Origin of the sequence: Rhizobium aouanii, from assembly GCF_037002925.1 — a bacterium.
Classification (GTDB): Bacteria; Pseudomonadota; Alphaproteobacteria; order Rhizobiales; family Rhizobiaceae; genus Rhizobium; species Rhizobium aouanii.
On record NZ_JBAMYD010000013.1, the window covers coordinates 181,596 to 194,939 of the forward strand.

Below are 13,344 nucleotides of genomic sequence, written 5' to 3' on the forward strand. Positions count from 1 at the left end.
TTCCACCGCGCGGTGACGGAGGCGGCGAACAATCACTATTACACGACCTCGATCGATGCGCTGAAGGCCCCATATTGCCGTCGGCATGCATCTCCACGGCCTCTCTTTGCTCGGCCCAGCCAAGGGTTGGAACAGGTCTATGAAGAGCATAACGCCATCTACAAGGCGATCGCCGACGGCCGACCTGACGATGCGCAGAGACCGATGAAAGCGCATCTCGAAGGCTGCTGGGACCGTCTGTTCGAGGGCAGGGTGCTCGACCTATCCTTCTCACGCCCATTCCAAGCGGCTATCAACTCAAAAATGCAGAGAGGCATGCCCTTAACTCGGGATGTCTCGCTCGTCGTCAATTGTCAGCCGGATTTCTGCTTTTTGATGATGCTGATGTTGCCGCTCACTTCGAGGATGGCAAATTTTATCTCCGTCACGCTCTCGATGCCTTCCTGGCTTCGCGCCGCTTGCATGACGTCTTCCTTCTGCAGCCGGGCGCCTTTGAGCGCGCCTTCGTCGTAGACGCCATCCGTCACTAGAACGGTGGGAACGCCGTCGATGATATGAGCTGCGCGAGGCCACCACCTCTTCACGTAGGACAGGCCGATGTCGGTCGTAAATAGCGTGAGGATCAAGATGACGGCGTTGGTGATCGAGAAGTCATCGCCCAGCATCGCCTGCTGCGTGGTTTCGGAGATCACCAGCACGATGACCAGATCGAACGGCGTCATCTGAGCCAATGTCCGTCTTCCCGACAGACGGATGATCACGAGCAGCGTGAAATAGATTGCAAGTCCGCGTAATACCGCATCCACGGTGCCGTCCTCATGGAAAGATGAAAGTCGATTGGGTGCGCGTCTCGCCGCCGATGCCGATGAGGGCGCGACGAGGGCCGGGGAGTTGCGTTTGCAGGCGGAAGACGATCTGCGTCGGCCCAGCCGGATCGGCGGGGAACACATAGCCTATCCGGCCGTCGTGCGCGAAGGTCGCCTTTTGGGGCGGATCGATCCCCTGAACTGAAAAGCTTTGAAGAAAGGAGGCATCGATCGTGAAGACCCTGTCTTCGGATGACGGCGCGAAGGTCACGGTCATGTCCTCGGGGGCATTCCAGCGGGAGATGACGGGAAAATCCACAGATCCTTCGGGCAATAGGAGTTTCTGCCGCGAAAACGGACCGCCTCTTCCCAGCAAACCTAGCAAGCAGACCACCAGAAGAAGCGTGAACACGATCCAGGACATTCGTTGAACAGCCCAGAACCTTTGCTGAAATTCGCTATGATCGAGCACACCTTCCGGCAACGCGGGCAACTTGTGTATCTTTCCCGTGTCCCCTCCCTGTGCGTTTCGCGGAGAACTTGGCTCGGAGGCAAACGTTCCCGGCAATGAGGGGACCGCCGCCGTGTACATCGGATGTGAAGCAGTCCAGGCGTCTTCGCCGATCAAGGGAACGAAGAGCACCCCGCCGAGATCTTCTTCCTCGAATACGCCGGCACCGGTGCGCGTGAGCCGTTTCAGGCGCTGCCCTTCACCGCCGCCGACCGGGATAATGAGCCGCCCTCCGAGGTCCAGCTGTTCTTTCAAGGCGGTTGGCACCTCGGGCGCGCCCGCGGAAACGATAATGGCATCGAACGGAGCGGCTTTCGGCCAGCCCTTGCTGCCATCGCCGACGCGAACGTCAATGTTGTGGTATCCCAGCTTCTCGAACCGTTCCTTGGCCTGAAGCGCCAGCTTTTCATGGCGTTCGATGGAGTAGACATGCCTTGCTATCCGGCTCATGAGGGCCGAAACATAGCCGGAGCCCGTTCCGACCTCGAGCACTTTGTCACCGGCATTCAGATTGGCCTTTTCGAGCATCAGAGCCACGATGAACGGCTGGGAAATTGTCTGGCCCTCGCCGATCGACAGCGGCGCATCCTCATAGGCGAATTCCTCGGAGCCTGGAGGAACGAATTTTTCGCGCGCTACCATGCGCATCGCCCCGATCACGCTTTGATCGTGAATGCCACGACGCGTCACGTGGTGCTCCACCATGCGATCTCGGATGCGCGCCATATCCATGGATCAGCTCAACTGTTGCCGATTGCATCTAGGGACAATCTTCCGGGCGGTGCAGAATATAAAACAAATGGGCGACCGCAGAGTTCCTGAGATGCGCAGGCGCACGTGGAAATCGGATCTATCGGAGGAACCCGCCGTCGGGATCAGCCGTCGATGCGCGGCCTATGACGCGCCGCGCATCCTCAACTCGGTAGCAATGAGTTGTGCCTGCCGTGCGGTCGTTTCGACGTCATTGGCCTCGATCTGCCGAAAAGCCGCTTAAAAGACGTCTTGTGTGACGATCGCTGCGCGCGACTCGAGGCTGCCGGCGTAGATGGGCGCGGCAAGATAGAAGCACTTGGCATTGAGCTGGCGGGCAACTTCCCCGTGCCATTGCTGCGTTGCAAGCACTGTCTCAGCTTTTTGCGGAGCGGTCGGAAGCCGGCGACAATAAACCAGCGGGAGCCAGGCCGTAGTCACGGTCTTGAAGCTCGCAATCGCCGCTCCTGTCGCCGGAAGCTCACCGGCCTCGCCAAAGCGGCGGCGAATGTTGCTCGAGGTCCATTTGCGGATGCGGCCCCCGACTTGGCGCCCTAAGAAGAACCGGCTCGATTGCAGCTAATCGTCACCCTCGTCCTCAACGACCCCCGTCAGTCTCATACCCTGGATCCAGGTGGCGCCATCCTTTCGGATCACCCGCTTCGGCCGCACCCCGCAGCGCTCTTCCACGGCCGAGGCGAGACGTTGCGAATGCGTGACGATCCAGATCTGGCTAAATCGTGCCGCTGCGGCGATCATGTCGGCGAGCGGCGACAGCATGTCCTGATGCAGGCTTGCTTCCGGCTCGTTCAATGCAATCAGCGGCGGCTGGCGATATGACATCAGCGCGGCTGCAAGCCCGAGGAAACGGATCTGTCCGTCAGAAAGTTCACGCGGCTGAAAAATCCGGCGCGGAAAATCTGGAAAGATCAGTCCGAATTCCGCATGCTCCCCCGGTTCCGGCACGTGCAACTTTGCCCCGCCCAAGGCGGAGGAAATGGCTCGGTCGAGTTCGACCGTGTCCCCGCGGGTATGCACAAGGGTCGCGAACACTGCCGCCAGGTTTCCGCCGTCCTGGTCCAGCAGCGTCGACGTGACCGCCAGGCAGGGACGCCGCAACGCCGACTCCCGATCGGTTCTGAATCCATGGAAAAATCGCCAGCCGTCGATGAGGCGGCGAAAGGCCGCAATTTCCGGATAGTGTCCAGCATCTCCGAGCATCGCGATTCCTGTTTCCGACGTCATCGCCTGCTCCGGATAATCTTCCATGCGGCCGCGGTCACCGCGAACCATGATCCCCGGCCCGCTGCGCTTCATCACGGTAACGGCGCGCGGTCCGGTCTCAATGCAAAGTTCTTCGGCCTTGACCTGAGGCTCGAAGGCAAATCCGGCGGCGGCTTCCGGCGGTTTGAGGCCGGCTTCGACCCAGTATCGCCATGTCACCGCCCGCTCCTCGTCGAGAACCTCCACCTCCAGCTTGATGCGAAAATTCTTTTCGGCGCGCCTTGGGCCGGTCCACAACGCCGAAGCCATGCCGCCCTCGGCGGCGATCTCATGGGCAAACGTGCCGCGCACCGCCGCCTGCACCAGTTGGAGGCCACGATAGAGGTTCGACTTGCCGACGCCGTTCTCGCCAATGAACACATTAACGCCGGCCAGATCCATGCGGATGGAGCGTAACGAGCGGTAATTTTGGGCAAACATGGAGCGAAGAAGCATGGTCGACTTCCATAGTAGGGTCCGTCTAACGAAGCGATCTGCCGCAGCCTCGATGTGGCCAGCAGTCCGCATGGCTGTCACTCTGTCAGTTGAAGCTCATGCCTGCTCCTCAACAGAGTTTCGACCTTTCCGAGGAAGCGCTTGCGCACAACCGGGAATCCACCTGCATCCGGCCTACACGGCTTCTATTGGCGCGACCGACTGCCGCACGATCATTTCGCACTCCAGCTTGACCTTGTGATTGTCATGCCGCATCCGCGGCGCGGCGATCATCTCGGCAAGTTTCTCGACGGCATAGCGCGCCATGTCGGCATGGGGCAGTTGCATCGTCGTGAGCGGCGGCAGCATATCGCCGGAATAGGATTCATTGTCGAAACCGATGACCGAAAGGTCGCGCGGAATAGAGAGGCCGGCTTCCTTCGCGGCTTCATAGACACCCATGGCAATGCGGTCGCAGAAACAGCATATTGCCGTCGGCCGGTCATCGAGCGCTTGCAGGCGCTTGAAGGCTGCATAACCTCCCTGAATCGTCCAACGCCCCTTGATGATGAGATGGTTGTCGACAGGAATGTCGCGCATTGTCAAAGCTCGGCGATAACCCTTGATGCGCTCGCGAGAAGCTTCGATCGCGTCCTCGCCACCGATATAAGCAATGCGCGTATGCCCGGCATCGATCAGCGACAGCGTTGCCTTCATGACAGCCGACAGGTCTCCGGGCACCACGCTCGGCAGAGGCTTGTCGACCGTATAGCAGTTCAAAAGTACGGTCGGCCATTGCGCGAGCTGCGGAGCAAGCGTCACTTGCTGCGTGATCAGCCGCGCATAGATGACGCCTGCAGCGGGCAGCGTCGCGAGATGGCTGAGAGCTGCCTGCTCTGCCTCCTCGTCGGCGTCCGTCGGCATCACCGAGAGCAGATAGCCCAGCTCGTTTGCCGCCTCTCCGGCACCGTCGATCAAGCCGGCGACATGAGGCGAACTTGTCACCTCGTTGATGAGCATGGCAATCAGCGGACGCCGGTCGATGCGCCGAGCCTGGGTCCTGTAGCCCATCCTGGCCGCCGCACTTAGAACAGCCTCACGCGTTGCCGGCGATATGCGCGTTCCCGGAGCGTTGTTGAGCACAAGCGACACGGTCGCCTGCGAGACGCCGCAGGCGGCAGCGATGTCGGACATCGTCGGCTTTTTGATCACGCGAACCCCTTGCAAGACTGACTATTCGCTTAGCACGAAGTTTTACGAACGCAAAAGCAGTGAGGGCTTGCTTGATAATAATTTCAGTTATAACCAGTGATTTATAACTAATCACTCTGGGAGGGGTGCATGGCAGGAGTAACGCTCGCTGGGGTGTCCAAAAGCTATGGCGCGGTGAATGTCATCCGTGACATTTCGCTTTCGATCAACGACGGCGAGTTCCTGGTTTTCGTCGGACCTTCCGGCTGCGGGAAATCGACGCTTCTGCGCATGATCGCCGGTTTCGAAACCATCACCGGCGGCGACGTCCTGCTCGGCGGCAACCGGGTCAATGACATGGCTGCCCGCGATCGCGGAGTGGCGATGGTCTTCCAGAACTACGCGCTGTACCCCCATATGACAGCGCGCGAGAACATGGCCTTCGGCCTGCGCAATATTGGTACGCCGAAGGCCGAGATCGCCTCACGCATCGATAAGGCCGCCGCCATTCTCCAGCTTGAACCTTATCTCGACCGCAAGCCCAAGGCGCTTTCCGGCGGCCAGCGTCAGCGTGTTGCGATCGGCCGCGCCATCATGCGCGAACCGGATGCCTTTCTGTTTGACGAGCCGCTCTCCAATCTCGATGCCGCTCTTCGCGTCTCGATGCGCACCGAGATCGCTAAGCTCCACCATCGCCTCGCCGCAACCATGATCTACGTCACTCACGATCAGACGGAAGCCATGACCATGGCAGACCGTATCGTGGTCCTGAGGGACGGGCAGATCGAACAGGTCGGCGCGCCGATCGAGCTTTATGAGCGCCCTGCCAATGCCTTCGTGGCTGGTTTCCTCGGTGCGCCGCGCATCAATCTGCTCCCGGCAACAGTCACAGCCGTCGACGGCGAAACGGTCGAACTCGCCTGTGCGGGAGATGCCCGCCTTACTGCCAAGGTTCGTGCCAGTCCCGCTAAAGGCGACACGGTGACGATCGGCCTGAGGCCGGAAATCCTGTCGCCGGCCGATGAAGGAGCGCTCAGCGGAATCGTTGATGTCGTTGAGCAGCTCGGCTCGTTACAACTTGTCTATGCGACACTTGCTGATGGCACCGCCATCGTCTCCGAACTGCGCGGCGGCGCGGCGCCTTCGATCGGCTCGGTCGTCCGTTTCGCGATCGGCCCCGGCACGCGCCACGTCTTCGATGCAAACAAGGTCTCGATCACCCTGCATTCTGAAGTGGGTGGAGCATGAGCACCAGCAGCCTGACCGCCGCGCGCAGGCGCGATGCAATCGCCGCTTACATCTTCCTCGCGCCTTTCGCGGTGATCTACGCCACGTTCCTGGTCTACCCCTTCTTCAAGGGCTTGTGGATCAGTCTCCACGACTGGGAGCTTGCCGGCAGCTACCGGAAATATATCGGCCTCCTCAACTATGAGGACATGTGGTTCGACACGATCTTCTGGAAGACCGTGGGCAACACGCTGGCCTTCGTCGCCATGACCGTGCCGGCCATGACAGCACTGGCCCTGGTGCTGGCTCTTGCCGTGTTCGGGCAGGGGCGGCTCAAGGGTGTGCTGCGCTCCGTGTTCTTCATGTCGAGCGTGTTTTCGGTATCGGTCGTGACGCTGATCTGGTCGATGGTGCTGTCTGCGGACAACGGCCTGCTGGTACCGCTCTTCAATTTCATCGGCGTCAAGCCCATCAATTTCCTCGGGCACCCGACGCTCGCCATGCCGTCGATTGCATTGACGACGCTTTGGTGGGGTGTCGGCCTCCCCATGGCGCTGTTTCTGGCGGCACTAAGCCAGATACCGCCGGAACTTTACGAAGCGGCCGAACTCGATCATGCCGGTCGGTTCAGTGTGCTGAAAAACATCACTCTGCCGTCGATCCGTCACACCGTGCTCCTGGTTCTGGTCCTGCAGATCGTCGGTCAGTTCCAGATTTTCGGTCAGGCCCACCTGATGACACAGGGCGGGCCTGCCAATCGAACGCGTACGCTGGTTCAATACATCTACGAGACGAGCTTCCGCGACTGGCAGGTCGGTTACGCCACGGCCATGTCCTTCGGGCTCTTCATCCTGATGCTTGGCTTCACAATGCTGCAGCTCTGGCTCGGCCGCAGGGGGGACGAATGATGGCAAGCGCACGCACAAGCGGCCTCCGCCGCGCCACGGACGTTTTCATCCTCGCCGCAACCATCGCCTTTGCGATCCTCTGGCTCATGCCCGTCGTCTGGGTCGTCGCCATGTCGCTGAAGCCGAATACCGAGCTGATGCGTTCCACGGCTGGCTTCCTGCCGGTCCCATTCACCCTGGATAACTATATCGGCCTCCTGAAGCTCGATACCGTGCCGCGCTGGCTGATGCACAGTCTCATCGTCTCGGTAACGATGACTCTTTTGGTTCTGCTCGTCTCGTCCATGGCCGGATACGCGTTCGCGCGCCTGGAGTTCCCCTTCAAGAAGACGCTGTTCATGCTCGTGATTGCTGGCCTGATGGTGCCCGAGCAGGCAGTGTTCATTCCGCTGCACACGATGGTCTCGGGCTGGGGACTGCATAATACGCACTTCGCACTGGTCATGCCGCGCGTCGCCGTGCCGATCGGTGTGTTTTTGATGATGCAGTTCTTCCGCAGCGTTCCGAAAGAACTGGAGGAAGCAGCCGCCATTGATCACGCCTCACGGCTGACGATCTTTCTGAAGATTATGTTGCCGCTCTCCGTGCCTGCACTGACCACGCTCGGTCTGTTCACCTTCATCTTCGCCTGGAACGACTTTCTCTGGCCGCTCGTCTCGGCGACCAAGGCCGACATGTACACGGTCACGGTCGGCCTTGCCTCGATCCAGACCAACTTCGCTTTCTCCGAGGGCATCGGCGCTGTCATGGCATCGGCGGTCTTTGCCAGCCTGCCCATCGTTCTTCTGTTCCTGATCTTCCAGCGCTTCATCGTGGCAGGTGTTGCCATGAGCGCCGGCAAATAGGCACCGGCCCGACCGGCCATGCCGGGAGGGGTTTTTCGCAACGGCATCACAAGGAGGATATGATGCACAAGACGAAAATGCTGCAACGTCTGGCGTTCGCCACGACACTGATGACCGCGCTCTGGGGAGGAGCAGCCCAAGCAGTCGACATCTCGTTCTTCCGCTTCTTCGGCGAGTGCCAAGGCGAATACGGCGAGGTGACAGACGTGACCAAGGCCAATGGCGAATGCGGCATCATCACCGCGCTCACCAACAAGTTCAACGCAGAAAACACCATCGGCGCCAAGGTCGTCACCCAGACGGCCGAATGGGGCGCCTATTACGACCTGCTGACCGCAACTTATTCCACCGGCAACATCCCTGACGTCGCCGTCATGCACGCCTCGATAATGCCGAATTTTTCCGACCGGGATCTCCTGACGCCGCTGACCAAGCCTATTGCCGATCTCGGCATCCAGACCAACGACTTCGTACCGGCGGCGCTGAAGAACGCGACCGCCAAGAATGAAATTTATGCCCTCCCATACGACCTTCATGCGCTGCTCTTCCATGTCAACATGGACCTGATGAAGAAAGCGGGCCTTGTGAACGCAGACGGCTCGCCGATCCTGCCGAAGTCGCCCGAGGAACTGCTCGAGCAGGGCAAGAAGTTCAAGGAAGCGACCGGCAAGTACTACATCGGTTCGGAAGCCCAGAGTTCGGAAGGCATGATGGTGCGCCTGTTCGACACGCTTCTCTGGCAGCAAGGCGTCGACGTCATCTCCGCCGACGGCAAGACGGCAAGCATCAACACAGCGGAAGGGTTGAACGCAGCCAAGCTGATCTCATCGATATTTTCGGAAGCTCTTGCCAATCCGGCGCTGGATTATCCCGGCTCCGAACAGGCGTTCCTCAACGGCGAAACCGGGATTCTGATCAACGGCACCTGGGGCGTCGACAACTATGATACCCAGGCCAAGAGCGGCAAAGTGGCTCTCAAGGACTATCGCGTCGCCAATGTACCGCAACTCTACGCGAAGCCCTCCGTCTGGGCCGACAGCCATATGTGGGTGATCCCGAAGGACGACAGTCGCAGCGAAGACAAGACGAAAGCCGCTCTGGCCTTCCTCAAGTTTCTGAACGACAACAACTTCCAGTGGTCGCGCACCGGCCATTTGTCGACCCGTCAGTCGGTTCTGAATTCCGAAGAGTTCAAGGCCCTGCCGCGTCGCGCCGAGTTTGCCGACACTGCCAAAAATGCCACGTCACTGCCGCAGATCCAGAACCAGCGTGCGGTCTACAACGCGATGATCACCGACTTGAACGCGATGTGGCTGACAGGCACCGATCCGCAGGCAACGCTTGAAACGATGCAGGCCGGCGTCGAGCGCGTCCTGCGTCGCAATCGCTAGTTCCTCCAACCCCTCCTGAGGGATGGTCTCCCGCCGGGATACGCGCCACGCCGTGCGTATCCCGGAACCCCAATCGAAAGAGCCGATCTTCCAAGGACAACCGATGAACACCTATTCCCAGTCGCTCGCCCCAGCGAACACGCCGCTCCGCGAAACACTTTCCCTTGATGGGACCTGGGAGTTCCGCCACGAGACCGATCGTGCATGGCGGCATGCAAAGGTGCCGGCGCACTGGCAGGCTTGTTTTGAGGATCTCGCCGTCAGCTTCGGATCGGCAACCTATCGCAGGACGTTCACGCTCCCCGCAGAATGGTCGGCTCGGGAAATCGCCATCCGCTTCGGTGCTGTCAGCGATCTGGCCACTGTCTTCATCAACGGCACTGAGATCGGCCGTCATGAAGGCGGTTATCTTCCTTTCGAATTCGTGATTCCACACGCGCTGTTGAAGGCGGAGAACACCGTCGAGGTCCTGGCCTGCCTGCCGGATGCTGATCGCAACGAGAGTGGCGCCGATTTTGCCGAGATCCCGCATGGCAAGCAGAGCTGGTATGGCCCGCAAGGCGGGATCTGGCAGTCCGTCCTCATCGAGGCCCGCGATCCCGCTCACATCTCATCGCTTCGCCTCGACCCGATTTGGCCGGAAGCCAGGCTCGATCTAAAAGCCCGCTTTGCGAGCATGGTTGCAGGCTCGCTGAAAATCGAGATCATCGGCCCGCAGGGTATGCCCGTCTTTACCGGAAACATTCCGGCGGCTGGAAATGCCCTCGAATATTCGATCCAGCTCGGCGCCGTCGCGCCATGGTCGCCGGACAGCCCGAACCTCTATACAATTACAACGATCCTCAGCGCCGACGGCGTCGAGATCGACAGCCGGCAGGAAAGTTTCGGCTTTCGCCGCTTCGAGGCCAGGGACGGCTTCCTGCATCTGAACGGCAAGCCGCTTTATCTGCGCGCCGCGCTCGATCAGGATTACTATCCCGATGGTTTCGGCGCGCCGCCTTCGCTCGACCTGCTCGAAGACCAGTTGCGCAAGGCTAAGGCAATGGGACTGAATTGCCTGCGCTGCCACATCAAAGTACCCGACCCGCGCTACTACGAGGTCGCCGACCGGCTGGGCATGCTGATCTGGGCCGAAATTCCAAATATCGAGACTTTCACTCCGGCCTCCGCCGAACGCCTGCGCTCGACCATGGAAGGCATTCTCGCCCGTGACGGCAATCACCCTTCCATTGTAATCTGGACCCTGATCAACGAGGATTGGGGCACCCGGCTGCGCGAAGCGGCCGAACAGCGTCAATGGATTTCCGACATGGTCGACTGGCTGCGTGTCGAAGACCCGCTACGGCTCGTTGTCGACAATTCCGCCTGCTTCCCGAACGTCCACGTCAAGACCGACATCAACGACTACCACTTCTACCGAACGGCGGTGGACCGGCGCGAAGAATGGGACAGGCTCTGCCGCGAGTTCGCAGGCAATGCCGACTGGACCTTCTCAACCGAAAAGGAAGCCGTGCGCACGAGGAAGGAACCGCTTGTCCTCTCCGAGTTCGGCGTCTGGGGTCTACCCGATCCTGCCCGTCTGCGCGACGAGAACGGCCGCGACCCCTGGTGGATGGCTTATGGCGCGACCTGGGCGGATGGCACGGCATTGCCGCAGGGCATCGAAGCGCGTTTCCGTGAACTCGGCCTTGAGAAAGTTTTTGGTGATCTCGGTCGTTTCATCGAGAAGGTGCAGTGGTATCAACACATGAACCTCAAATACGAGATCGAGGTCATCCGAACGCACGCGCCGATCGGAGGTTATGTCATCACCGAACTCACCGATGTCCATTGGGAAGGCAACGGGCTGATGGACATGGCACGCAATCCGCGCGTCTTCGCCGAGGCGCTGCCGGCCATCAATTGCGACATCGTCATTGCGCCCGGCGCGGCCCGCCACGCCCTCTATGAGGGGCAGACGGCCAGCTTCGACATCAAAGTGTCGAGCGGCGGAACAGCATTGCCCGAAGGCAGTCGCCTCGTCTGGGAATTCGGCGCGGAGAGAGGCGAGATACTGTTGCCGGCCATGGCGCCGATGCAGGTTCACAATGCCCCGATCACCGCGACAGCAGGTGCGGTGCCGATGCCCGAGATCCAAAAGGCACGCTTCCGGGCCGTGGCGCCTGATGGAAGCGTGCTGTCTCAGAATTCCGAGACACTCGCGGTCTACCGCAAACGCGATGTATTGCCGCCCATCCGCTTTGCTTCGCACGACGACGGCATTTCCGAGCGGCTGTCGGCCCTTGGCCATGTCAGCGTATCGCCGCACGAGGCGGATGTCTTCGTCACCAAGGACATCGATGCCGATCGCGTCGAGGCAATCCATTCCGGCCAGCGGGTGCTGCAGATCGTCGACAAGGCCGCCGGCCGTCTGCGCGATGACACGCCGCCGCGCGACGGCCCGATGTCGATTGAAATCGATCCGGGTGCCGGCGGCATGGTTTCCGGGCCATACTTCAGTTTTCCCGGCTACAATCTCGTCAATCGTCACAAATCGATCTGGCGCGGGGATTGGGTCGGCAACTTCTCCTGGTTGCGCCGGGATGGTGTCTTCGCTCACGTGCCGGGCGGTCCGCTGTTCGACCTGTCCTTCACTGGCGTCGTGCCACACCAGGTGATGGCCGGCCTCCGTCCCTGGGAGTTCCAAGGTCGCGTGCACGCCGGCGTCGTCATCGGCTGGGTTCACAAACCCGCTGCCTTCATCATCGAAAAGCGGCTCGGTCGCGGTAAACTTGTTGCGACGACCTTCCGCCTCCATCAGGAGGCACCGGATGTCGACCCGCTTGCCACCGCGCTTTACGATGGCCTCCTCGCTCTTGCCACTAGACCGTGAGCTCAGCGACAGTCAACGGAGGTACAGCGTCCACCTTCCGGCGATTTCGCTTCGTACTCAAGCGCCAGCAGGCGCGACGACCGTGTGGGACAGCAACGGCCGTCATTGCCGCAACTATGATCGCCTCCTGAATTCGAGACGACAGGCCGATGAACAGGGCTTGGGATGGGGGGCGAAGGCCTCCCGTGACGGCACCTGCATGCTCCCGCGTTGAATCCGGCTTATCCCATCGGTGAGCAAAGCACGTCTTGTTGCCTTAGCGGCTCCCTTTGTTCTTTCGAAGCGCGTCCGTTATTTCCGCTCTCGCAACTCCGATCAAGGTTTCCATCGCCTTTCTGGCTGCGACTGGATCGCGAATGCGTATGGCTTCCAGAACATCCTGGTGCTTTTGAATGGCCTGTTCGTGAGACTGACTGGCGCGGTTCGTGAGGCGAAAGCTCGCAAGGAGGGCGGCACGAATGGCGCTCGCAAACTGCCTGAAGACCCAGTTACCACTGGCATTGATGATCGCTGTGTGGAACTCAAGGTCCGCCCGGCTCCATTCCTCGTTGTCACGGGCGTTTGCGTCGACCATATCCTCGAATGCCTGGGCAATTCGGGCCAGCTGTTTGGCGGTTGCCTTTGTTGCCGCATGCTCGGCAGCGGCAGGTTCGAGCAAATGACGGGCGTCGATCAGTGACGTGTAAAAGGACTCATCGCCACCGAGGGAAAGCATTACGTCAAGAACGAGCGGATCCAGGTAGTTCCAGTTTTCTCGCGGAAGCACTGTGGTTCCGGCTCGGGTTCTGGACCGGATCAACCCGATTGCCGATAGATACTGCATGGCTTCGCGCAACGTCGTTCTGCTGACGCCGAATTGATCGGTCAGGTCCGCTTCATTGGGGAGCGTGGAACCCTCAGGCAACGCGCCGGAGACAATCCTTTCTACGAACTTGGAGAGCAACGCCTCGCGAACGGAACGCTTGCCGCGAGATGCGATCTCGATGCCCCCGTCGGTGAGCTTCCACTCGTTGCGTGAGATTGTCACTGGCTGCCTCCTATAACCCCTATTGCGGCTTATCCGAAACTTGCGGCGACCGGAAATTCTTTTTCCAGGCCTTGTTTCTGCGCGCCGCGTCAGTTGGGTTGTAGCACATGAAAAGAGT

The 13,344-nt window shown here is 60.2% G+C and carries 10 protein-coding genes and 2 pseudogenes; 6 read left to right on the top strand and 6 right to left on the bottom strand.

Annotated elements, in window-relative coordinates:
• Positions 1 to 12: 12 nt before the first annotated feature.
• A pseudogene (locus V8P77_RS34830) lies at positions 13 to 162 on the top strand (GntR family transcriptional regulator); the annotation flags it as partial.
• A gap of 191 nt (positions 163 to 353) precedes the next feature.
• Here V8P77_RS34830 and V8P77_RS22925 read toward each other — a convergent pair.
• The 5 genes and pseudogenes from V8P77_RS22925 to V8P77_RS22945 all read right to left on the bottom strand — a co-directional run bounded on the left by V8P77_RS22925 (position 354) and on the right by V8P77_RS22945 (position 4,977).
• The gene (locus V8P77_RS22925; protein WP_018484111.1) at positions 354 to 806 is read right to left on the bottom strand and encodes a DUF421 domain-containing protein; all 453 of its coding nucleotides are present in this window, start codon (positions 804 to 806) and stop codon (positions 354 to 356) included.
• Between the two features lie 10 nt (positions 807 to 816).
• The gene (locus V8P77_RS22930) at positions 817 to 2,049 is read right to left on the bottom strand and encodes a protein-L-isoaspartate(D-aspartate) O-methyltransferase (protein WP_335914399.1); all 1,233 of its coding nucleotides are present in this window, start codon (positions 2,047 to 2,049) and stop codon (positions 817 to 819) included.
• A gap of 261 nt (positions 2,050 to 2,310) precedes the next feature.
• Positions 2,311 to 2,412, bottom strand: a pseudogene (locus tag V8P77_RS22935) (sugar-binding transcriptional regulator); the annotation flags it as partial.
• A 234-nt stretch (positions 2,413 to 2,646) separates the two neighbouring features.
• Entirely contained in the window at positions 2,647 to 3,786 is a 1,140-nt protein-coding gene (locus V8P77_RS22940; RefSeq protein WP_335914400.1) for an AAA family ATPase, read from the bottom strand.
• A 174-nt stretch (positions 3,787 to 3,960) separates the two neighbouring features.
• Complete coding sequence (locus V8P77_RS22945; RefSeq protein ID WP_335914401.1) at positions 3,961 to 4,977, bottom strand: LacI family DNA-binding transcriptional regulator; 1,017 nt, start codon at positions 4,975 to 4,977, stop codon at positions 3,961 to 3,963.
• 129 nt (positions 4,978 to 5,106) lie between these two features.
• On the opposite strand from V8P77_RS22945, the gene V8P77_RS22950 reads away from it, so the two are divergent.
• The 5 genes from V8P77_RS22950 (at position 5,107) to V8P77_RS22970 (ending at position 12,199) form a co-directional block, all read left to right on the top strand.
• Positions 5,107 to 6,204, top strand: a complete 1,098-nt coding sequence (locus tag V8P77_RS22950) for an ABC transporter ATP-binding protein (RefSeq protein ID WP_335914402.1) — start codon at positions 5,107 to 5,109, stop codon at positions 6,202 to 6,204.
• On the top strand, positions 6,201 to 7,091 hold the full coding sequence (locus tag V8P77_RS22955) for a carbohydrate ABC transporter permease (protein WP_335914403.1): 891 nt from the start codon (positions 6,201 to 6,203) through the stop codon (positions 7,089 to 7,091). Before V8P77_RS22950 ends, V8P77_RS22955 begins: the two co-directional genes overlap by 4 nt.
• Positions 7,088 to 7,936: a carbohydrate ABC transporter permease gene (locus tag V8P77_RS22960; RefSeq protein WP_335914404.1), complete on the top strand. Its 849-nt coding sequence runs from the start codon at positions 7,088 to 7,090 to the stop codon at positions 7,934 to 7,936. Before V8P77_RS22955 ends, V8P77_RS22960 begins: the two co-directional genes overlap by 4 nt.
• 62 nt (positions 7,937 to 7,998) lie before the next feature.
• Positions 7,999 to 9,327: an extracellular solute-binding protein gene (locus tag V8P77_RS22965; protein WP_335914405.1), complete on the top strand. Its 1,329-nt coding sequence runs from the start codon at positions 7,999 to 8,001 to the stop codon at positions 9,325 to 9,327.
• Between the two features lie 103 nt (positions 9,328 to 9,430).
• Positions 9,431 to 12,199 carry a glycoside hydrolase family 2 protein gene (locus V8P77_RS22970; protein ID WP_335914406.1) on the top strand — a complete coding sequence of 923 codons (2,769 nt, stop codon included), beginning with the start codon at positions 9,431 to 9,433 and terminating at the stop codon, positions 12,197 to 12,199.
• 256 nt (positions 12,200 to 12,455) lie between these two features.
• Here the strand turns inward: V8P77_RS22970 and V8P77_RS22975 are convergent, their stop codons facing one another.
• Positions 12,456 to 13,226 (bottom strand): FadR/GntR family transcriptional regulator, encoded by a 771-nt coding sequence (locus V8P77_RS22975; protein ID WP_335914407.1) that lies wholly within the window; start codon positions 13,224 to 13,226, stop codon positions 12,456 to 12,458.
• Positions 13,227 to 13,344 lie beyond the last annotated feature (118 nt).

Excerpts from the sequence above, each read along its gene's own strand:
- V8P77_RS22930 (WP_335914399.1), bottom strand. The coding sequence starts at position 2,049 with ATGGATATGGCGCGCATCCGAGATCGCATGGTGGAGCACCACGTGACG.
- V8P77_RS22940 (WP_335914400.1), bottom strand. The coding sequence starts at position 3,786 with ATGCTTCTTCGCTCCATGTTTGCCCAAAATTACCGCTCGTTACGCTCC.
- V8P77_RS22950 (WP_335914402.1), top strand. The coding sequence starts at position 5,107 with ATGGCAGGAGTAACGCTCGCTGGGGTGTCCAAAAGCTATGGCGCGGTG.
- V8P77_RS22955 (WP_335914403.1), top strand. The coding sequence starts at position 6,201 with ATGAGCACCAGCAGCCTGACCGCCGCGCGCAGGCGCGATGCAATCGCC.
- V8P77_RS22960 (WP_335914404.1), top strand. The coding sequence starts at position 7,088 with ATGATGGCAAGCGCACGCACAAGCGGCCTCCGCCGCGCCACGGACGTT.
- V8P77_RS22965 (WP_335914405.1), top strand. The coding sequence starts at position 7,999 with ATGCACAAGACGAAAATGCTGCAACGTCTGGCGTTCGCCACGACACTG.
- V8P77_RS22970 (WP_335914406.1), top strand. The coding sequence starts at position 9,431 with ATGAACACCTATTCCCAGTCGCTCGCCCCAGCGAACACGCCGCTCCGC.